Origin of the sequence: Nostoc sp. GT001 (assembly GCF_030382115.1) — a bacterium.
Lineage (GTDB): Bacteria > Cyanobacteriota > Cyanobacteriia > Cyanobacteriales > Nostocaceae > Nostoc.
In genome coordinates this window covers 4,846,983-4,869,525 of the sequence record NZ_JAUDRJ010000003.1, presented here as the reverse complement: position 1 = coordinate 4,869,525, position 22,543 = coordinate 4,846,983, and the positions used below count along the sequence as shown (strand labels likewise).

Annotated in this window: 14 protein-coding genes and 1 tRNA gene; 7 read left to right on the top strand and 8 right to left on the bottom strand. The window is 41.7% G+C overall.

Annotation, left to right across the window (positions count from 1 at the left end; all coding sequences use genetic code 11):
• The first annotated feature begins 36 nt into the window (after positions 1 to 36).
• Together QUD05_RS23575 and QUD05_RS23570 are read left to right on the top strand one after the other, a co-directional pair.
• Positions 37 to 121: transfer RNA gene (locus QUD05_RS23575), tRNA-Ser, on the top strand.
• 217 nt (positions 122 to 338) lie between these two features.
• The gene (locus tag QUD05_RS23570) at positions 339 to 1,517 is read left to right on the top strand and encodes a CapA family protein (RefSeq protein WP_289798222.1); all 1,179 of its coding nucleotides are present in this window, start codon (positions 339 to 341) and stop codon (positions 1,515 to 1,517) included.
• 83 nt (positions 1,518 to 1,600) lie between these two features.
• On the opposite strand, the gene QUD05_RS23565 is transcribed toward QUD05_RS23570, so the two are convergent.
• Positions 1,601 to 3,223, bottom strand: coding sequence for a serine/threonine protein kinase (locus tag QUD05_RS23565; protein WP_289798221.1), 1,623 nt, complete (start codon positions 3,221 to 3,223; stop codon positions 1,601 to 1,603).
• A gap of 460 nt (positions 3,224 to 3,683) precedes the next feature.
• On the bottom strand, positions 3,684 to 4,394 hold the full coding sequence (gene rpiA / locus QUD05_RS23560; protein ID WP_289798220.1) for a ribose-5-phosphate isomerase RpiA: 711 nt from the start codon (positions 4,392 to 4,394) through the stop codon (positions 3,684 to 3,686).
• A 242-nt stretch (positions 4,395 to 4,636) separates the two neighbouring features.
• On the opposite strand from rpiA, the gene QUD05_RS23555 reads away from it, so the two are divergent.
• The gene (locus QUD05_RS23555; RefSeq protein ID WP_289800056.1) at positions 4,637 to 5,311 is read left to right on the top strand and encodes an S-layer homology domain-containing protein; all 675 of its coding nucleotides are present in this window, start codon (positions 4,637 to 4,639) and stop codon (positions 5,309 to 5,311) included.
• 30 nt (positions 5,312 to 5,341) lie between these two features.
• Here the strand turns inward: QUD05_RS23555 and QUD05_RS23550 are convergent, their stop codons facing one another.
• Positions 5,342 to 6,604, bottom strand: a complete 1,263-nt coding sequence (locus QUD05_RS23550; protein ID WP_289798219.1) for a hypothetical protein — start codon at positions 6,602 to 6,604, stop codon at positions 5,342 to 5,344.
• Between the two features lie 417 nt (positions 6,605 to 7,021).
• Here QUD05_RS23550 and QUD05_RS23545 point away from each other — a divergent pair, with 417 nt between their 5' ends.
• The 3 genes from QUD05_RS23545 to QUD05_RS23535 all read left to right on the top strand — a co-directional run bounded on the left by QUD05_RS23545 (position 7,022) and on the right by QUD05_RS23535 (position 12,789).
• A complete protein-coding gene (locus QUD05_RS23545) occupies positions 7,022 to 9,853 on the top strand; it encodes a DUF3131 domain-containing protein (protein ID WP_289798218.1) in 2,832 nt (943 codons plus the stop codon).
• A 452-nt stretch (positions 9,854 to 10,305) separates the two neighbouring features.
• Complete coding sequence (locus QUD05_RS23540) at positions 10,306 to 12,090, top strand: glycosyltransferase (RefSeq protein ID WP_289798217.1); 1,785 nt, start codon at positions 10,306 to 10,308, stop codon at positions 12,088 to 12,090.
• A gap of 372 nt (positions 12,091 to 12,462) precedes the next feature.
• Positions 12,463 to 12,789 (top strand): STAS domain-containing protein, encoded by a 327-nt coding sequence (locus QUD05_RS23535; RefSeq protein WP_094351411.1) that lies wholly within the window; start codon positions 12,463 to 12,465, stop codon positions 12,787 to 12,789.
• A 42-nt stretch (positions 12,790 to 12,831) separates the two neighbouring features.
• On the opposite strand, the gene QUD05_RS23530 is transcribed toward QUD05_RS23535, so the two are convergent.
• Entirely contained in the window at positions 12,832 to 14,022 is a 1,191-nt protein-coding gene (locus QUD05_RS23530; RefSeq protein ID WP_289798216.1) for a SpoIIE family protein phosphatase, read from the bottom strand.
• Between the two features lie 150 nt (positions 14,023 to 14,172).
• Here QUD05_RS23530 and QUD05_RS23525 point away from each other — a divergent pair, with 150 nt between their 5' ends.
• Positions 14,173 to 14,589, top strand: coding sequence for an ATP-binding protein (locus QUD05_RS23525; RefSeq protein WP_289798215.1), 417 nt, complete (start codon positions 14,173 to 14,175; stop codon positions 14,587 to 14,589).
• Between the two features lie 324 nt (positions 14,590 to 14,913).
• Here the strand turns inward: QUD05_RS23525 and QUD05_RS23520 are convergent, their stop codons facing one another.
• The 4 genes from QUD05_RS23520 to QUD05_RS23505 form a co-directional block, all read right to left on the bottom strand.
• Positions 14,914 to 19,641: a response regulator gene (locus tag QUD05_RS23520; RefSeq protein ID WP_289798214.1), complete on the bottom strand. Its 4,728-nt coding sequence runs from the start codon at positions 19,639 to 19,641 to the stop codon at positions 14,914 to 14,916.
• 62 nt (positions 19,642 to 19,703) lie between these two features.
• Positions 19,704 to 21,014 (bottom strand): hypothetical protein, encoded by a 1,311-nt coding sequence (locus QUD05_RS23515; protein ID WP_289798213.1) that lies wholly within the window; start codon positions 21,012 to 21,014, stop codon positions 19,704 to 19,706.
• A gap of 282 nt (positions 21,015 to 21,296) precedes the next feature.
• Entirely contained in the window at positions 21,297 to 21,509 is a 213-nt protein-coding gene (locus QUD05_RS23510; protein ID WP_289798212.1) for a CopG family transcriptional regulator, read from the bottom strand.
• Between the two features lie 55 nt (positions 21,510 to 21,564).
• A complete protein-coding gene (locus QUD05_RS23505) occupies positions 21,565 to 22,239 on the bottom strand; it encodes a response regulator transcription factor (protein WP_094351405.1) in 675 nt (224 codons plus the stop codon).
• Between the last annotated feature and the right edge of the window lie 304 nt (positions 22,240 to 22,543).

Genomic DNA, 22,543 nt, shown 5'->3' with positions numbered 1-22,543 from the left:
TGTACAATAGATACTCAAATGTCTGAATAAATAGTTGGAGAGGTGTCCGAGCGGTTCATGGTGACGCACTCGAAATGCGTTTTGGGGAAACCCAACGGGGGTTCGAATCCCCCCCTCTCCGTTCAAAAGATTACTGAAAATTTACTACAATGTGGCTGAAATTTGCCTACCTTTAGCAAGGGTCTTGAGCAACTTGTCTGTTTATTTGCAAGTTAGATAGGATTATCGCTTAATATTTACGTAGTCAAATATTTGCCAAAAACACTAAAATATACACCGCCAACACAGATTTTACAGATTTTTGGGATAAACTAATGCCATCGTGTGAGGAGTGAACGATGGTAGATCGCAGCTTGGGGCGAGTATTCTCATTTAGTCTGATCAGCATTGGTTTATATCTGGGTATTAGTATAGGAGTCATTATCCGGCTTGGTCAATCACAGCGATTGAACGCTGCTACTATGCCTACTAAGGCTGTGCAATTTCCATTAGTTATTCCTGTTACGCCATCAAAAACACAACAACAAACCTTTGCAGATACTATTACCATCAAAGCCGTTGGAGATATTATTCCTGGCACTAATTTCCCTAACTATAGATTACCCCGTTTTCGAGAACAATTATTACCAAAGTCAGTGAGAACTCACTTGCAAGGATCTGATATCTTGTTTGGGAATTTTGAAAGTAGCCTAACTAATTATCCCTATACTGCCAAAGATATTAGTCGAGGACAAGTCTTTGCCTTTCGCTCTCCACCTGCATACGCCCAGCTTTTTGCTGAGGCTGGTTTTAATGTGTTCAATATGGCAAATAACCATGCTATGGACTTTGGCCCAGTAGGGTTCAAAGATACAATGAAAAATCTTCAGGCTGTGGGCATTGCAACGTTAGGTCATAAAAATCAAATTCTTTATTTGGAAGCTAACAATATCCCTGTGGCAATGATCGGATTTTCTCCTTATGAAATGTATAATTCCATCCATAATTTAGGAGCAGCTAAAGCACTTGTGGCAGAAGCCAAAAATAAAGCCAATATTGTAATAGTATCGATGCACGCTGGAGCAGAAGGAACGGGGGCACTACACGTTAAGAATCAAACAGAGTTTTTTTATGGAGAAAACCGAGGTAATGCGATCGCGTTTGCTCGAAACATGATTGATGCCGGAGCAGACTTAGTACTAGGACATGGCCCTCACGTTCCGAGAGCGATGGAAATTTATCAGGGAAAAATCATTGCCTATTCTTTAGGAAACTTTTTGGGATATCGAACTTTATCTACAAATGCCCAAACAGGTGACTCAATGATTTTAGAAGTCAAACTCAACTCAGCAGGAAATTTGGTATCCAGTAAAATTATTCCCGTTCGGATGGATCGGCAGGGAATTCCTCATATCGATCAGAGTTTTCAAACTGTAAAACTTATGCGTTATTTGAATAATCAAGCTTTTCCGAAGAATCCGGTGAAGATTAATAAGAAGGGGGAAGTTGTTGTACAGAATAAACTTAATCCTTCCTAAAATAATTCGTAATTCGTAATTCGTTAATAGGAGTCAGCGTGGTGCTGGACTCACCGCGCTGCTTTACCAAAATCCAAAATTGACTAATTATTGTCATCTTGTGGCTTTTCCTCGAACTTCTGAATATTCTGGGATTCACTATTAGTCAGTGAATTTTGCTTTTCTAGTGTTGGTACTACCACAGCAGAAGGATCTGATTGTTTGGATTCTGTTGGTGGTGCTGGTCGTATAAGTAGAGGTTTTGATGGACTTACGGGTTGAGGGGAGGCAGGATTTTGACTAGAAGCAGGTAAGTTCTTTTGTGGAAATGGCAATGGTGCGGGGGAAGCATTCCGCTTATCTCGGAATGCCCGTAGTTTTTCCACTACCGAGGGTGTAGGTGAAACGCTAGGTGGAGGTGTGGATTGTTCGGAATCACCGCGTTGCGGTTCTCTTGTAGGGCTGCTGGTAGATTCTTCTTGGGAAGAACGACGATTGCGGCGACGCTGCTTGGAATTAGAGACGGGTGCTTTTTCGGTTCTTGAAGTAGTGTTAGTCTCTTCACCTCTGGGTGAAGATGTACTATCAAAATTAGGTGCTTTCGCGCCTGATTCTTGAGTTGGCTTTTCAACAAGTGGCTTGGCAGTCGGCTGCTGAAATTTGGGTAATATACTGGCGATCGCAAAACCTGCTGTCGCAGCAACTAGGGCTACACCCATACCAATAAATACTTTAGATGACCCCAGGTTTTTAGCCAGTACAGTTTCCTTAGCCATACCTGGGTTGGGCTGCGCCAACACAGATGGTCTATGAATAGAATTTTGGGCACTTTTCCCAATTAAAGTTACTGCTTGCTGGGCAGATAAATTGACAGTTGGCACTGCGTAAGTGGGTAAAACTTGCGGTGTTCCATTCACCCCATTTCCAGGTAGCAATTGCAGCCAGTCAGCAACTGTCGCTGGACGAAAACGAGACTCTACCGCCATACCGCGCATTACTGCCTGGTTGACAGCAGCACTCAAATGTGGTTGCAGTTCGCGGGGGGAAGGCATTTGTTCGCGATCGCGCAATAATGCTGGCATAGGAACTTGGGCTGTCAAGAGTGCATACAAGGTTGCTGCTAAACCATAAACATCCGTGGCGGGTGTGCGCGCCGCTTGCGTCATATACTGCTCAATGGGAGAATAACCCTCAGAAACCAAACCTGTGTGAGTCTGCCTGACACCGCCATTAAATTCCCTGGCAATGCCAAAATCAATTAGTATTACTTCCTGCGTTCCTTGACGAAGAATAATATTATCTGGTTTGACATCGCGGTGTAATAAGCCGTTGTTATGTACTACCTGCAACGCTGCCCCAATTTGCCGGATGTAATGAATTGCTGTGGTTTCAGGCAAAGTTATCCCTGGTAATACAAATGCGTCTCCCAAGGTTTCACCAGGAATGTATTCCATCACCATGTAAGGCAGTCCAGCTTCCACAAAAAAGTCACTAACTCGGACTATATTTGGGTGAATACACGTAGCTAATCGTCTGGCTTCATCTTGGAATTGACGCTCGAATTTGGCAAAATCAGGATGTTGTCGCAGCCGTTCATTGATGGTTTTCATCACCACCTCCTGACCCAAGTAGTGATGCGTAGCTTTAAAGGTAATGCCAAAGCCACCCCGCCCTATTTCTTGAATTAGGGTATATTTCCCATCCTGCAAAATTGTGCCTGCTAACATAAAGAGTCCTGAGTCCTGAGTGAGCAGATAAGTACCGAGTCCTGAGTTTTGAGGGATTTCCCAAAAATTTTCCCATATTTTTATCGGGCAGGGTTCTTGCCTGTCTATTTTACGGGATGATTTAGTTGTTGGAATTCCTGAAGTGAGAAAGACCTCCCCACGATCGCAACAGTTTTATCTTTCTCAGATGATAACGCGGGAGTGCGGCAAGCTTAAAGCGGAAGACGCGCTAAGGCTCTTTTTTCGGTTTTATAGAAAAGTAGGCTAAAGTTTAGTGTCAAAACAGAATTCAGAAGTCAGAATTCAGAATGGGCTAAACACCCCGCTAACGCTAACAGAATGAATGATGTACAACTGGCAAATTTTGGGAAATTTCTGTTTAAACTCACTAGAATTTTGCTTAGTTTTGGATTTTAGATGTCTCTGAAATCTAAAATCCAAAATCTAAAATCCAAAATTATTACAGTTGCCGCACTAATGGCTGACCATCTTTGACTTCGCCAATTAAAACTAAATCGACACAGTTCACAAAGATCCCATTTTCCAGAACGCCAGGAATGTTATTCAATGTCTTTTCTAGTCCGGCTGGATCTTCAATGGAGTCAAATCTGACATCTAAGACAAAGTTGCCTTGGTCAGTGATTACTGGCCCAGCTTTTTTTACACCCATGCGGAGTTCTGGTTTACCACCGAGTTTTTTGATGGCATTGGTGACAGGGGTAATTGCCATTGGAATCACTTCCACGGGTACAGCGAAAGTAGAACCTAAGCGTTCTACTAACTTGCCACTGTCTACTACGACGATGAACTGTTCTGCTAGGTAGTCTACAACTTTTTCGCGGGTATGTGCTGCACCACCGCCTTTAATCAAATTCTTCTGCGGATCGACTTCATCTGCGCCATCAATGGCAATATCGATGTGGTCAATAGCATCCAAGGTGGCGAGAGGGACACCGTACTGCTTCGCCAGCACTTCTGACTGAAACGAGGTAGGTATACCAATGATATCTTTGAGTTCACCAGACTTGAGGCGATCGCCTAAATACTGAATCGTATATGCTGTAGTTGACCCCGTACCCAACCCGACAATGGAACCCGACTTGACTAGGGCGGCGGCGGCTTTGCCAACTTCTTGCTTCATCAACTTTACGGGATCTGCTGCTGCTGTCATTCCCAAAACTCCTGAAAAACTGACTATAGTCCATAGTAGTGGGCGGATAACGCCAAAACATCAAAGGTAAAAAACAAGTTTTTGCTGATTTTTACTCCCTTGATGATGAAAACCAGCTAACGCACTACATAGCTACGCAACATTGCCTAGCCGAAATTCGTCATTAACTGAGACTAAATTTTGCGTTAACCTCAGTAACGTAGTTTTTTAATTCACGTTAGCAGCTAAAAGTAGTTATCATGATGCGTCAGCTTTCAATTACTCTATCTTTAATGGCACTACTACAAAGCTTGCCAGCAATTGCTCAAGTACCAGAATCTAATTCTGGAATAACAGCTGATTCCATTCAACAAGTAACTGCTGTCAAATGGATGACAAACTTTCCCGATGGCAAATTTTATCCAGAAAGATTACTGAGTCGGGCAGAATTGGCCTCGATTATGGTCAAAACATTTCGGTTAGATAGAAGAGAAGCTGTTACCAAAGAAAATTTAACTATTCCAGATGTTCCTCGTTCTTATTGGGCATTTAATGATATACAGACAGTTCTAAAAACTGACATCATGAAAGGCTATCGGGGCAATGAATTCTTCCCTAATCAAAAGGTGACAAGGGCAGAAGCTCTGGCTATTTTCGCTCAGGCTTATGGTGTATTTCAATTTCCTGATGCCGCTGTAAATGAGATTCTGGCTTCACATCCAGATGAAAAGTCTATCCCAACTTGGGCTAGAAAAGCGATCGCTACTGTAGCTACTGAGGGATTTCTAAATACAGATGCTCAAGGCAATATTTCCCCATTAAAACCCGTGACCCGTGGGGATATGGCTTATGTATTGAGTAAATATTTGCAACGACAACAGCAACAACCCGAAACACCGGAAGTTCCGATAATCCCAAATAGCCCACAATCTCCTTAGCTAGACTTTATCAAGCCAACGGACTCAAAATCAGTTTTGACCCGGATTTCTATACCTGTCTCGAAGTTGACGAAGATATACGGAATTAGACTGTGTTGGTTGCTGCAACACATTATTCCCATAGGTAGATTGTGGTAGTTGCGTCGGTTGCTGCAAGCCATAATTCCCATAATTAGTTTGTGGTAGTTGCGTCGGTTGCTGCAACACATTATTCCCATAATTAGTTTGTGGTGGTTGCATCGGTTGCTGCAAGCCATAATTCCCATATCCTACGGGGTTTGTGGGTGTGACAACACTTTGACTCGGACTCTGGCTAGAGTAAGGTACAGTATTACTTGGTGCTACGTTAGGCACTACTTGACCGTTATTTAAATAAGTGTAAGGATTTTGCGGTAAGTTCGTACCCGTAGTTAACCCATTATTAGGCACTACTTGACCGTTATTTAAATTAGTGTAGGGATTTTGTGGGAAGTTCGTACCCGTTGACGTGTTGCTTGTCCCAGGAGTTGACCCAGTGTTTGGTAGAGAATTCTGACTGGTTAAGCTATTGATGGGTGGCATTAGGGTTGTTCCTGGAGCGGGGACTTGCCCGAAAGCGTTTGTCTGAGTTGCAGTGTTGCCACTGAAGCTAGACAATTTTTGGTTTGTCGATTGATTAAGCGCTGCTTGCAGAGGGTTGATAGAGAGAGAATTTTGATTCTTATTGGTTTGATTTGTGAATCCAATACCCAGGCTAGAAGACGTTTGGTCTCCCCCTGTTGGTTCAGATGCCGCATTTAAGGTTTTAATACCTAGAAAGGGGTTACTATTATCAACTGTTCCAGTACGCAATAAATTGTCTGTTTGTTGGACAAAGGGATTTTTCACGGCTGGGGAGGTATCGCCGTTAACACCTAAACCAGGATTTAATTTGGTATTATTAGCAGACTTTTGTTTGTTGATGACATCATCTAATGAGCCTTTGGTCTTTTTTGCGTCGGTCTTTTCTTCAGGCGCATTTGCGTTTAATGAGAGAGTTGCTTGCTCAAAGTCATTAAATAAAACTGGTAGGTTATCAATATCTGCTGCAATAGCTTTGTTTTCTTCTGACAGTGAGGAATCAGCAGACTTTTGTAAAACGACTGGTTTTTTTTGCTTATAAACGAAAATACCTGGGTTTGACCAGTATTCCCAGGTTGCTAGCCCAACTACAGATAAAAAAATCGCAGTTCCCCAAAAACCAGGTCGCCCTAGATTCCATAACCTGGCTTTGAGATAGCGTAAGTAGGCGGGAGGATAATGACGATGTGGCATGGGATTTGCTAAATGAGATTTACTATAAATTGGTAGAATTCGACGGAAGAGGCATTGCTGTTTGATGCTTTTATTGTCTGGGAAGGAAATGTCTCAACTAAAGTTTGATTGTGATTTCATCGTAACTTCTCAAGAAATTATTAGTTACAAGTAAGTCAAAAATTAACTAATCACTATTTTAAACTAAACGGTTTAGTCTAAAAAATAATTTTGAGTATTTTAGCTGCGATCGCCCCAGTTTCAATTTCCTACAGGACTAGCCGACAGATTAGCAGAGGTGGCATCTCTGCGGTGAAAATGGTTGACCGCTATTGACTAAAGCGATCGCCAAGTCTATTTTTTATACCTGATAAAACTTGATTTATGAATTATAACTGTACAGACGGGCTATGACGCTCCTAACTTCTTCTTTAAATTATGATATACAAACTCCCTCAACAAAAGCTGTTGAGATGGATTGCATTGTTCCTAATTGGAACATTTCTGCAATTTTTGTTTTACATCCCGACACCAGTCTTATCTCAAAATTCCAATAGCTGTAGCAATATTACAACCCCGCTCACATCTGAAGAACAAACTTATGCTCGTGCGTCTTGGCAGTATTTTGTCAAAAATTATCAGCCAGCAACGGGATTTACCAATTCTACTGGGGGTTATCCTTCCGGTACACTCTGGGATATGGGTAACTACCTGATGGCATTGAATGCTGCCCGATGGTTGAATCTTACCGATCAAGCAGACTTTGATTCCCGCCTCAATAAGTTTTTGACAACTCTTAGCAGTCTGAAGTTATTTGAAGATGCTTTGCCCAATAAAGTCTATAATGCAGCCACAGGACAGATGGTTGATTATGGCAACAATCCCCTAGAGCGTGGTCTTGGCTGGTCTGCTTTGGATGTTGGGCGAATATTGGCTGCGTTTGATGTCATCCGTACCTGTCATCCTCAATATAATGACTGGCTCAAAGGAATTATAGCCAAGTGGCAGGTGGCGCGATCGCTCAAAGATGAACAACTTTATGGCGCTACTGTTCTCCCTGACAACAAAACCTTACTAGTACAAGAAGGACGACTCGGCTACGAAGAATACGCCGCTAGGGGTTATCAACTTTGGGGTTTTTCAGCACCCAAGGCTATTGCTTTAGAACCGTTTAAATTGGTCGAAGTTAATGGTGTGCAAATTCCCGTTGATACGCGTGACTTTCAAACCACCAACGCTAATAATTATGTTGTGAGTGAGTCTTATATCCTTGATGGGATCGAATTTGGCTTGCAGGGTGAGTTAGCTGATTTTGCTGCTAGGGTTTTAGATGTACAAAAACGGCGTTTTGATACCACAGGTCAGTTAACTGCGGTGACAGAAGATAATATCGACCAACCACCTTATTTTCTCTACAACACCGTTTACGCCAACGGTACAAATTGGGCAACTATTACCGATACCAATCAACCTTATCCACAGTTTCGCAGCCTCAGTACAAAAGCTGCTTTTGGCTGGCACTATCTTTTTCCAGAGAATGCTTATGCCCGAAAAGTTTTTGATGCAGTCAAGGATCTCCGCAGTCCTGAAGATAGCGGTTACTATGCTGGAATCTATGAAGAATCAAAACAACCCAACAAAGCTTTGACAGGTAATACTAATGGGTTAATTTTAGAGATTTTATACTACAAAGCTAAGGGAAATCACCCGTTAATTGCTTCCAGTTCTGCGAGTGTGTCTACTAGCAAGCCTAGTGAAAATGCTTCTTCAGCAACCCCTGCAAATCAATCGAATTCTACTGTTACGACTCCGAGCGCAACACCTGCAAATCAACCGAATTCTACTGTTACGACTCCGAGCGCAACTTCTAAACCTACAGAAGTAGCTGTTGCACCTATTCCACCAGTGGATAGTCCCCAGCCATCATCCAACCTGAAACTAGATCGACCACTAACGCCTGTTGAACGGCGCTATGCAGAGGCGGCTTGGCGATACTTCCAAGCAAATTATCACCCCAAAAGTGGGCTGATAGACGATCGCAGTGATTTTAAAGGTGCAACCCTTTGGGGATTGGGAGATTATCTTGCAGCACTTCATGCAGCGCGATCGCTTGATACAATTACCCCCAAAGAATTTGACCAGCGCACCCGCCATCTCTTAGGAGCTTTGACAAAGTTACCGTTATTTGCGGGTGAATTGCCGAGTCGGAGTTATAATACGCGATCGCTCCAACCAGTCGATTATGGTGGAAATCCAGTTCCCGAAGGAAATGGTTGGTCAGCTTTAGATTTGGGTAGAATGCTGGCAGCGCTTTACAACTTAAAAAGCTGTCATCCAGAATACACGGCTGCTGTAGATAAAATTGTCCTGGATTGGTCATACTTGCGTGTGGTGCGCGAAGGTATTCTTTCTAGTGCCACCGTTACCAAAGAGGAAGATGGGCGATATCTCACCCGCGTTAACCCCGAAATCCGCTTGGGTTATGAGGAATATGCCGCTCGTGCTTTTCAATTATGGGGGTTTAATCTCGATCGTTCTGCTGTTGGGGGTGAATATCAAACTGCCTCAGTGGAGGGATTGAAAGTCCCAATTCAACGCCATCGCACAGATACTAATTCCAAAGTTAACCAATACACAGTTAGCAATCCTTTTGTACTCTATGCATTGGAGTTTGGATTAGATCCAAAAATGCGATCGCTCTTTGAGCCAATTTTCCAAGCACAAGCTGAACGTTACCGCCGCCTAGGCACTCTCACAGCCTCAGCTACCACCTTAATCGATCGTAAACCTTACACTGTCCACAGTACAATTACTGCACAAGGGGACTCTTGGGTAGCTTTAGGAGATGATGGTCAACCAGTACCAAAGGGGCGATTGGTAAGTACAGCGGTAGCTTTTGCCTATAATGCCCTGCTTCCAGACAATAAGTATAGTCAACAGTTACAGGAAGGAACGACTGACTTATATAATCCACTAATTGGATTTTATGAGGGCTTCTACGAAACCACCGGCAAAACAGCAGTTGGTTTCACCAGCAGCACCAACAGTATGATTTTGCAATCCTTGCTATACAATGTGACAAATCGACAACCCTTAATTCGTCCGATTACCACTATGAAATCTCTTTGGTGGCAGACAGTTACCAAGGGAAATTCTGGGCGAGGTCTACCAAATAGTGCCACACAACAAACCAAGTTAACTTCTGATAGTTCTGGAAGTTACTGGGTTTCAAGTGGTGAAAATACTCACCTAGTAACTGGCACAAAATAACATAACCAAAACCCTCATTTTCAGGTAGGGGCAATTCATAAAACATTGGTGTCAACTTAAGCCGAGAACTATATCAGACAGGCGTTTTGCAAATCCCTCATGCCCTCATCCCCTAACCCCTTCTCCCAAAGGAGAAGGGGAATTGAATATCTAGCTCCCCTCTCACGGATGGGAGAGGGGGGTGAGGGCAAAACGTTGTCACCAAGGGGGTTTAGCGTTAATTTGACACCAATGTTCATAAAATTGCCCCTACAGTATGTAGTTTTGCATAAGTCTTAGTAATACCAAAATCCTTGTAGAGACATAGCATTGCTATGTTTCTATATCCAGATTCATAACTCAAATCAGCAACGCCAATTTTAGGTTGATTGAGAAAAAGTTGTTAGTCACAAATTTAACTAGGGAATACTTATTTTGATGGGGATGCAGATACATTAACTATCGGTACTAAGATGACTTCAGTTTCTCTGACAAACTTTTCTGGGAACAGCCGCTCATTACTCAAAAAAAGAACGCTATTATTTCGTTATTTAGCAGAAATCAATTTAATTTTTGGTATCTGGTATTTGCAATGGCGCGTCACCCATTCGATCAATCTTGATGCCCTCTGGATTTCTATTCCTTTGCTGATAGCTGAGATTTACAGCTATTTCGGTGGCGTAATGTTTGTAATTGGGTTGTGGCGACCTTTAGTCAGACAAGTTAAATCTCTCGACCAGATGACCCCACCCATACCCAGAGCCGACTGGCCAACAGTGGATGTGTTTATAACCTGCTACAATGAGCCGCCGGAAATTGTCGAAGAAACTGCCAAAGCGGCCCTAGCAATGGATTATCCGCCCATCAAGTTACGCGTTTATGTGCTGGATGATGGTAACTCGGCTGATATGCGAGCGATGACAGAGAGATTGTGTATTGAAGATTTGCAGTCAGAACAATTACAGCTAGAAGCGGAACGGATTGATGCAGAACATGCTGGATTGTTGGAGCGCTTGAAGCAACTGGAAAATCTGACACCTAATACTCAAGCTGCCGAACAATGGCTGCAAACATCAGAATCAGTGGTGAATCAGCCTGCGGCTGGATTTGTGCAAAGTTTGCGATCGCTGATTCTTTGGCTACCTCCGACTCATCAAAGTATTCGCGATCGCCTAATTACCGAACGGAAAGCTTTAGAAGAAGCTATTTACAAAAAAGAACTAGAACTAGTTGAACTCACTCGTTTTCGCTACATTGCTCGTCCTAAGACGCCTGGTGTGGCACATCATGCGAAAGCAGGCAACATCAATTACGCAATTTTTTCTGGAGAAACTTCAGGAAATTTTATTGTTACTCTAGATGCTGACCACATTCCCAAGCGAAATTTTCTCAAGCGAGTTCTGCCTTATTTCTACGCCTATAATCTTTCAACCGGAAAATACGACCAGAATCAAATTGCTTTTGTACAGACGCGCCAAGATTTTTACAATATCCCTCCAGGCGATCCTTTTGGACATCGAGCAAATTTATTTTATGGGCCACTTCAACAAGGTAAAGATGGCATGAATGCCGCGTTTTATACGGGCACAAATGCGATCCTCAGACGTGAGGCATTAGTTAGTGTAGGATTGCAAAACTTTGCTGATGAATTCGCCAAAGATGAAAAACGTTTAGATGAATTTGATTTAGTTGGTGGGGTATCCAGTAATAGCATTACGGAAGATATGAATACAGCCATGCGTCTACATAGTGCTGGCTGGAAATCTATTTATCACAATGAACTTTTGGCAGAAGGTTTAGCCCCAGACGATCTAAGTTCTACTCTTAAACAGCGGCTACGCTGGGCACAAGGAACTATCCAAGTGCTAGTGAGAGAAAATCCACTGACAAAATCAGGGCTAACGTTTTGGCAAAGGTTGCAATATTTCAAGACGATGTATAGCTATTTCTCTGGTTTTGCAACTCTGGTTTTTATTTCTTGTCCAATTATCTATTTTTTTACGGACATTGTTCCAGTCAAAACCTACGGCCCTGACTTTGCCATACACTTTTTCCCAGCTTTTATTATTAACCGTCTGACTTTCCTTACAGCCACCTGGGGCATTCCAGCTAGAGAAGTTTGGCGTTCTGAACAATATGCGATCGCTTTATTTCCCTTATTAATCCAAGCTGTATGGAGTGTGTTAATAGGGCAAAAACTCAATTTTCAAGTCACACCTAAGCAACGGCAATCCGGGATTTATCTCCGGCTCGTTTAGCCACAGTTGGTTGTTTTTATCCTTACCATCTTGGGAATGTTATGGAGCCTTTACCAATTCGCAATTGGCCATTTAAATAATCCTGATGTTCACCTACTCAATGGTGCATGGGCTATCTATAATTTATTACTTTTGTGGGCGATCATCCGCGCATCTGTTTGGCAGCCTCCAAAATAGGTTGAAAAGCTCAAAAAGATGGCTATTTTGGAGCTTTGGAAATTTATCGGAGATGGGTTGACGCTAGCTTTTTTACTGCCATAGCAAATAATAGTAATCAGCAAGTATTAAAACAAAACTAATTGTGGACTTTATCTCTTGCAGTTTGCATGAATTCAATGCCAAAATATAACTATACAATAGGGAAATAAAACCATGAATTTGAGTGTAAAAGTACTAGAAATATCTGGAATTTTAGATGGTATTAGAGGTAACGAACTACGTCGTGAAGTTAGAGGTATGCTAGCAAACGGGGCCGATATTTTGTTGATCGATATGAAAGAAGTCAAGTTTATTGATAGCTCTGGTTTAGGTGCTTTAGTATCAGCCATGCAAATGGTACGAACTGCTAATGCTAAACTGTTTGTTTGTTCGATAAGCGATCAAGTCAGGATGTTGTTTGAACTGACTAAAATGGATAGGATTTTTCAAACCTTTGCTGACAAAGATGAATTTCGCCGCCAAATATTGGCAACACAATAAGCTATTATTCAATCCCAAGTTAACTATGCATATTTGACTATTCTAACCAAAATTAACTTTTACTAAAGATAAGTCATCATCAAGATTGTCTTGAGCATTTAAGGTGAGAATTTTTGCTAATAGTTGATTGAGGTTGCAAGTATGTTTTTGACTATATTTGGTTAGTAATTCCATGAAAGCATCGATACCCCAAATTTTACCATCTGACTGATTAATTTCATAAGCACCATCACTAAAAATGTATAAAGTGCTGTTTTCTTCAATTTCAAAAATAGCATCCTCAAATTGAACTTCAGGCAAAAAGCCAATTGGTAAATCTAAAGAAGTTAGCTGTTTAACTTCGATGTTGTTAGTAGAGGTATTAGATAACAGTAAAGCTGGTGGATGTCCGGCGTTGGCATAAATGAGTTGACGTTTAAGGCGGTGATAAACTCCATACCAGATTGTAAAGTATTTATCACCGTGCTTACTCATTTGAAAGGCATGATTGAGAGCTTTTAGGACTTCACTTGGTTGACAAAAGTTAGTGTTAGGTAGAGATTGCGATCGCAAAACATTTTGTACGGATACCGATAGGAGGGCTGAACCCACCCCATGACCAGATACATCTAACAAATAAATTGCCAAATGATCCTCGTCAATCCAATAATGGTCGAAGCAATCACCCCCTAGCTGCGCTGAGGGAATAAACAGATTTTCTGTAGTTACTGCTCCTACAAGCGGTGAGGGTAAAAGCGATCGCACATAATCAGCGGCCTCAGCCAATTCTGCTTCCAAAATTTGCTTTTGAGTTTGCAAATCCTGATTTAGTGTCTCCAAAGCTTGCTTTTGACTTTGTAAATCCTGATTTAGCTGGTGTAACCTTAGTCCTGCTCTTACGCGTGCTTTCAATTCATTCATCTCTATTGGTTTAGAGATAAACTCATCTGCTCCAGCGTCAAGTCCCCTAACTCTATCTTCCTCTTCTCCTCGAGCTGCTCCCCTAGCCGTCAATAGAATAAAAAAAGTAGTTGCCAATTCTGGATCTGTTCTAATTCGACGACATACTTCTAGCCCATCTACTTGTGACATCATCCAGTCACAGATAATCAGAGCCGGATGTAGCAGTTGTGCTTGTTTAATTCCTTCTTCGCCATTGCTGGCTACAGTAGTCTCATAACCTTGCTTTTGGAGTGTACTTTTTAGTACAGCTCGTACTGTTGGGTCATCATCAATAACCAGAATTTTAAACATAAATTACAATTTACTAAGTAAAATGTTCGGTAAATAGTTGCTTTAATTTAAGTTATATGCAATTTAGTTTTTAATGTATAGTAAAAATACTCAAATTAAATAAACTAATTAAAGAATATGATTATTTCACAATATTTTCTTAGTTAAAAAGTGAATCATAAAATTTATCTCAAAGTCAATACAGACCTGACAGCTTCATCTCAAGTTTTGTCTTGGTTCGAGCAGATGAATCAACCACCTATTCCCGATCAACAAATGTGGTGGCAGTGTCAAACACTTTTGATAGAAGGCTTTACTAACATTGTTGAACATGCCCACAAAAATTTGCCTATTGAAACTCCTATTGAGATAGAAGCTGTGCGGTTAGATGAATATATAGAAATCCGCATTTGCTCTCAAGGACAGCCTTTTGACTTAGAGCAAAAATTACGGCAAACATCTGAATTTGAGAATAACGATCGAGAGCGCGGACGTGGTTTAAAAATCATGTCCACCATTGCTGACAAGTTAAGTTATGAGCCGACAGCAGATAATCGTTACTGTTTATTTATTATTAAATATTATTAAATATACTGATGTTGAAGAAGAATTCAGAATTCAGAATGGGCTAAACCTTAGCTATCCGCTAACAGGAGTCAGAATCAAGACGCTCGTTCGCCCTTGAGAGAAGACTCGCTTTCCCCCAGCGATGCACTGAGTTTCGACACTTCGACAAGCTCAGTGCATCGCTGCGCGGTAATCGAGCGACTTGTGCCGAGCGAAGTCGAGGTAAGTCAAGATTAAACTACCGTCTGTCGTTGTGTCGTACAAAATTCATTCTGAATTCTGACTCACCTCGACTGCGCTCGGCGAACACCTGACTCCTGAATTATGTTCGATAAAAGTGGAAAATTAGGAGTTAGGAGTTTTCATTAAAAACTCTTGAATGCGTTTAATAAAATCTTCTAACTCTAAGATTAAGTTACTAGTACCTCGACGCTCTTGTTTATAAGCTAATTGTTCTAGTTTTTCTGCTGCCAGATGCATGGTTGTAACTCCCATATTGGCACTAGAACCTTTAATTTGATGACCTTGGAGTACTATTTGATCAAAGTCATGATCTGCGATCGCTATTTTAATTAACTCTAGACGAGGTTGAATATCCTCAACAAATATTTGCAGTAGTTCCAATTCAAATTCTGGGTTATTTTCTGAGAGTTGGTGCAAACGTTCCCAATCAATTGGGAGGTTAACTGAACCTACATCTGTTGTAGAAACTGTTTGCTCTGTGGCAGCTGTTTCTTTTGCCTCGAATATCACATTTCCCCAACGCTCTAGCGTCGCCGCCAAATCTTCTTTGATTACTGGCTTGCTCAAATAGTCATCCATTCCGGCATCTAGACACATTTGTTGGTCTTCTCTCATCGCATTAGCTGTCATTGCAATTACTACCGGACGATAACCACTAGCAAAGTAGTTTTCTTGCCAACGATGAATTTCTTTTGTGGTTTCTAAACCATCGAGAACTGGCATTTGGCAATCCATCAGAATTAAATCGTAGGGAATTTTTTCTAATAGCTGCAAAACTTCTTTCCCATTCCCAGCAACGTCAGCACTATAACCCAGGCTTTTGAGTTGCTTCAAAGCGACTTTCTGATTCACCAAATTATCTTCGGCTAAGAGAATTCTTAATTTTTGGGAGTTACGAGGTGGAAGCCGCGAACTAGAAGAATAATAGTTGAGGTTGTTTTCAGAATTTTGCAGTTTTAAATCCTGACTTCTGTTAGAGAAGCGGGGCGTAGCCCATTCTAACTCCTGAATTTTGACTTCAGACTCCTCTTGCATCTGTGTTCCTAAAATAGTCATGATGGTATCGAGGAGCCGCGATGGCTTAATAGGTTTGACTAAATAAGCCGCAAATCCTATTTTTAGCGCTCGTTGGATTTCATCGCGTTGATTAGTAGAGGTAAGCATAATCAAAGGTAGCCCAGCGATCGCTGAATTTGCTTTAATTTGTTCTCCTAAAGTCATGCCATCTATTTTTGGCATCTGCATATCAATCACAGCTATGTCATAGAAATTTTTTTGCTTGGCAGCTTCCTGAATAGCTTTGAGAGCAACACTAGCCGAGGCAACCTGATCCACCAGCATCCCCCAACGGGTAGCTTGATGGTAGATAATTTTGCGATTAGTAGCATTATCATCTACCACTAACAAGCGCCGATTGATCAAAAGTTCGCGTTCGCCTTCTAAGGAAATAGAGTCAAGTTGCTTGGCAAAAGTTACTTCAAACCAAAACTTAGATCCTTTCCCCAAGCGACTTTCTACACCCATTTCTCCTCCCATCAAGCTTACTAGTTGCTTGCAGATGGCTAATCCCAAACCTGTGCCGCCATATTTGCGGGTGGTGGAAGCATCTACTTGGGTAAATGGCTTAAACAGTTTGGATTGATCTTCTGGGGTAATGCCAAGACCGGTATCTACGATCGCAAAATAGATGGTGGCTGTAGTTAGGGAAAGCGAACGCAATTCTGCGCGTAATACTACCTCTCCTTTACTGGTGAACTTGATCGCATTGCTAATCAGGTTCATAAGAATTTGCCGCAGACGGCCAGCATCGCCTTGGAGATGGGTAGGGACGTTGCTATAGATTAATCCTGCAATTTCTAATCCCTTATGATGAGCTGAGGGAGCCAATAATTCCAATACTTCTTCTACACAGGTAGATAAATTAAAATCTAGAGTTTCTAGTGCCATTTCCCCAGCCTCTAGTTTGGACAGATCCAAAATTTCGTTGATCAGGCTTAAGAGAGCATCGCCACTAATGCGAATTGTCTCCATAAAATCCCGTTGCTCGGAATTTAGGGGAGTTTCTAACATTAAACCTGTCATGCCTAATACAGCATTCATCGGAGTCCGAATTTCATGGCTCATGTTGGCCAAAAAGGCACTTTTGGTTTGAGAAGCTAATTCAGCTTGGTGACGAGCAATTTCGAGTTCTCGTCGTTGTTGAGTTTCTGCATCTAACATTTGGGCTTGGGCTAAGGCAATACCTACTTGGTCGGCTATTTGCCGTAAAAGATGAGTTTCAAAGCTAGACCATTGGCGGGAACTGCCGCACTGATGGACAATCAGTAAACCGCAGAGTTCTTCTTTGACAAGAATGGGTATGACTAAATTACACTGGACTCCAAATTGTTGTAGTAATTCGAGATGGTTGTTTTGGACTTCAGCTATATCCAAGTCAGCAAGCCCCAGATTCGGTTTTTGACGGTACTGCTGTAGATAGTACTGCTGGATATATTCGGCTTGAAAGTAAGCATCGACTAGCTCTTTATCTTTAATTGCCAGCCAGCCAGAAATTACTGCCTCAACCACGGTAGCTCCAGAGCCATCAGCCAAAGGTTGATAAATCAAAACTCGATCGCTATGGAGAATTTTTTGTACCTCAGTGACAGTGATTTGGAAAATTTCTTTGATTTGCAAAGACTGACGAATTTTGAGGGTGATTTCAGTAAATAGTTGCGATCGCAAGTTTTGGCGTTGGAGTTGTTCTTCTGCCTGCTTGCGCTCAATAAACTGCCCTACTTGCTCGCCAATCAAATTCATGACTTTTGCCAAATCTGGGTCAGCTTGCTGGATTTCATGGCTAAAGCAGGTAATGACACCGATGATTTTTTTACCACTACAGATCGGAAAACCAAAAGCTCCATGCAGTTCTGCTTCGGCAGCGATTTGAGAGCGAATGAAACTCCGATCTTTAACGACATCAGCGATCCAAACAGGTTCAAGACTAGCCCAGACACGACCAGGCAGCCCAATTCCTGGTGCAAATGTAATCTGCCGACTGAGGATGTCAAATTCTTGCATCTCAAAGGAGATTTTATACCATGCATTTAGCAAGGACAGTAGATTTGCTCGCCGATCCAGCATCCAAAATTCACTAAAATCCCATCCCAAACTTTCGCAGATTCCTTGCAAGATTTGGGGCATGGCTTCATTGATTGTGGTTGACTCTGCCAAGACACGGGTTGTAACATACTCTGCTTTCAAATGCTGTTCAGTTCGTTTGCGTAAGCGAAGTTCCTCAAAGACATCGCTGATGTCAATACCTGTAGCAACAATGTATTCAACGTGCCCCTCATAGTCTTTCAAGGTAGTGTTAGTCCAAGAAATAAGCCGCTGACTGCCATCCTTAGTTACCCAATAGTTTTCGTATTCTTTGGGCGCTTCACCAGATCGCAACTGCTCAAAAACTGCTTTAACCGACTCTACCTGTTCAGGAAGTAGAAATAGGTTCCAGAAATGCCTTCCTTTCACCTCATCAAATGAGTAACCAGTAATTTGTTCGCAAGCTTGATTGAAGCGAACGATTTGCCCTTTCGTGTCAAGAACTATTACTAAAGCGCTGGTTGTATTAAGGACTGCTGAGATAAAGTTGCGTTCTTGATTGAGTGTTTCCTCTGTTAATTTCCGCTCTTTTCCTTCACGGTAAATAAAGTAGTAGACTATAGCCAGAATCAAAAAACTTAGACAAATCGCGATCGCCAGTGTCAAAACCGTGTTGTTAGCACTGGCTTTTGCAGCTTGTGACTGTTGTTGAAGCAACCCTCTATCCTGATTTTCTATCTCATGGACGATCTTGCGGATATCATCCATGAGATGTTTTCCTTGATTTGTCTGGATTACCTGCAACGCCGCCTCAAATCCCTGATTTTGACGCAAGTATATAGTCTGCTTAAGTATGGCAAGTTTTGCAGCTATCAAAGATTCAAGAGTTGCGAACTGCTTTTGTTGGTTAGGTTCATCTGCAATTAAATCCTTCAGTTTTACAATTTTGCGATCGATGTTTCCAATTACTGCTTGATAAGGTTCTAGATAACTTTCTTGTCCAGTGAGGATGTAACCGCGTTGTCCAGTCTCAGCATCTTTTATCTCAGACAGTAATTCTTCTAGTTTATTGATTTTCTCTTGGGTTATTTGTACTTGGTTATTTGTATCAATCAATATATGTGTATTTTGATAAGAAATCACACCAATCAAAACTAAAACTGCCGATGCTAACCCAAACCCTCCAGCTATCCTTTGAAAAAATTGTTTGCGTGTCTTCTGGGACTGTTTGCGTGTATCACTTGCCAATACCAAACTTGCTAAATTGCGGCGCATTTCTAGTTGCTTAATTACCTGATGACCAATAATTCGTAATGCTTCAAGTTGTTCTGGAGAGAGGTTTCTTGGTACACGATCGATTACACAAAGTGTTCCTAGTGCATATCCTTCAGGGTTAGTTAGCGGTACTCCAGCATAAAACCGAACATTTGGGTCAGAGGTGACAAAGGGGTTTGTCGCAAACCTTTCGTCTTCTGTTGCATCAGGTACAACAAAAACTTCAGGTTGCAGAATAGCATGGGCGCAGAATGCCAAATCACGGGGTGTTTGTAGGGCATCCAAACCAACTTTTGATTTGAACCACTGACGATTAGTATCAATTAAGCTGATTAAGGCAATGGGAGTTCCACAAATATATGAGGCTAAACGGGTGAGGTCGTCAAAGGCTGCTTCTGAAGGAGTGTCGAGTATTTTATACTGCAAAAGAGATTCGATTCGCTGTGTTTCGTTATCAGGTAATGGTGCTTTCATTCTCCAGCCTTATACCATTTTGGATTTTAAAAACAGAATTCTGACTCCTGAATTCTTTTTTGTTAAAATTTGACCCGCAACTGTCCTGTGAAGGAATTACCACCGTAAGCACTTCCGCTGGTTTCTTGATTGCGGACATTACTAAAGCTATAGCCCAAGTCTGCTTCTATACTGGGCGACAGTTTTACCGTACAGCGCGTTTGATAGGTATTGGCGTTGTCAAATTCTCCTTTAAGTCGCTGCCGTCCTAAGTTGGCAGCAAGGCGACAGCGTAAGAATTGAGCAATATCTCCCTCCCAAGCTAACTCACCGTTGTAAACTAAGAAATCTGGTGGAGAAAAATAACCGCTTGTGCGTTCTAAATCGCGATCGTAACTCCAAGTGAATAAGTTAGCTGCCAAAGAAAATTGTCCGAACTTGCGCTCTAACCTACTAAAAGACTGCACCTCAGAATTACCATCGTTGTAATTACCCAAACGCAATGATGAAAATAAGCTGGTATTACGGTCAATCTGCCAGTATAAATCAGGCCCAAATCGCCAAACAGTAATTTGATTGTCTAAAGTTCGAGCATTAGATTTATGAGGCCCTTGTTCTAAATTACCTGATATTATTACTGCCGATAGCAATCGACCTGATGACGAAACTCGCGGCGGCGCAATCGGAGCATCCACCTTAACATTGAGATTGATAGCTGTGGGTAAACGATTGAACACATCGACTCCGGCTGCTGTTTGTAGAGTCACTTGTCCAATTTTTCCTTGCCATCCAACTTGCAAAGGAAAATTGGTAATTGATTCAACACCGCGTTGCTCAAAGAAGTTAAAACCTGTCTTGAAAAATATTTTATTGCCATTTCTCAATCGAAACTGAACTGTTGGTTCTAAGAAAAAATTAGTTTGGCCAAAGTTGTCTGTATCATAGCGATAGTCTGTATGAATACTTTCCAAAACTGCATCCGGTGTTTTTGCTTCGGTGGCAGTTGTTGGTGGGCTAGAATTCGGCTGCGGTGGTTCGGGTAGCGGTGGTGGGCTAGAATTCTGCGGTGGTTCGGGTAGCGATGGCGGTAATCGCAAATCAGGATTGAAGTTTTCGGGTGCCGCCAGCAAAATAGGTGTTGATTTTAATCGATAGGGGAGTGGTTTTGAGTATTGCTCTGCTGACTCAGGATTTATTGTGGTGACTTGCTCAGTCAATCCTAAAGGTGATTTCCAGGTCTGATGTGCTTGGGCTGCTTGTAATTGAGCTTCTGATAATATCCAAATACCTACGCTACAGATTACTCCCAATTGAATCTGTAGACATCCCAAAAGAAATACAGCGTACAAACTATATCGAGAAACAAAGAGATAAGGTCTAAAACTACATACCATCGGTTGATACTATATTTATAAATGAAAAACTTGCTGCCAAATAGTTTTCTGGCTGCTAGCTGATGTATTCGGACTGGGATTATGATGCCCATAATCGATGCTTGTTAAGACATAGGAAAGGCAAAAGGCGTAAAAACGTTAATTTGGCGGAATATAGAAGTTCCCAGGTGCATGAAGTGCATATTAAAAACTCACCCCCAACCCCTCTTTTTATTAAGAGGTTGGGGGTGAGGTTAAGTTATACCTCATTCTGATTAGTAAATGCTATATTCGAGTCGATATTTACTGTGATTTTGACCAACTGCCAACAGTTATTGTTGAGTCTGCTGTTTCTATCTCAGAGTTTTCAGTATTGTCAACCTCAAGACCTCGGAGCAATTCTCGAATTACATCTGTTGCTGGTCTTCCCGTGAGAGCGCAGTATTGTTCAAGTTTCTTCATTTCCTCGGTTGTAAGATTTACTGTCAGTCGTTTAACAGCCCATTTTTTCTTCATGTTCCTCTTTTATCTTGAATATGTTGCTTTTCTCGAAATCACCAAGTCATTACGATTACTCCCGTAGTGCATAGCCTACACCACGGACTGTATGAATCAAACGTTTTTCGTTATTTTCTTCTAACTTAAGTCGCAAATAACGAATATATACTTCAATAATATTAGAATCACCCATGAAATCGTAACCCCAAACTTTCTCTAAAATTTGATCTCTAGTAAATACTTGACGGGGATGTGAAAGGAGATATTCTAATAAGTCAAATTCTTTTGCTGTTAACTGAATGCTTCGTTTTTCCCGAAATACTTCACGAGTGCGCCGATTTAAGCTTAAATCTTCAAATTGCAACAAATCCTCGTCTGTTTCTTGCGTGCGCCGGAGATGAGCGCGAATTCTAGCTAATAGTTCCTCAATGCTGAATGGCTTAACTACATAATCATCGGCTCCTGCATCTAATCCGGCGACGCGATCGCTCACTTCATCTTTTGCTGTCAACAAAATCACTGGTACTGTACTACCTGTTGTTCGCAAACGCCGACAAATTTCCAAACCTGTCAACCCTGGAAGCATCCAATCTAGAATCGCTAAATCTGGTGATGAGTCTCGCGCCAGAGTCAAGCCCGCAATGCCATCATGGGCGACACTTACCCGGTAGCCTTCGCTATTAAGTTCTAATTCGACAAATCGCGCCAGTTTGACTTCATCTTCCACCAAAAGGATATGTGCTGTCATATTTTTGCTCCTAAAGCAGGTGATGTGAGAATAAAAGTGCTACCCATAACCTGGCTTTGAAAGGATGGCAATTTTGCCTCCCAGACCTTCGGTTAGGTGTTTCACAATCGATAAACCCAAACCCGCTTTGCCAGTTAAACGAGGGCTGCCTTTATTCTCACAGGAAACGGAGTGACTTCCAAATAGATTACCCGATGCTTAAATTTCTGGCATTGCTGATTAGATGTATGAATCTTGGTGTAGAAATGTTACATTACCAAGTATCTACAAAGGTTTTGAAATCAAGCAAAATCATTTTCATCCT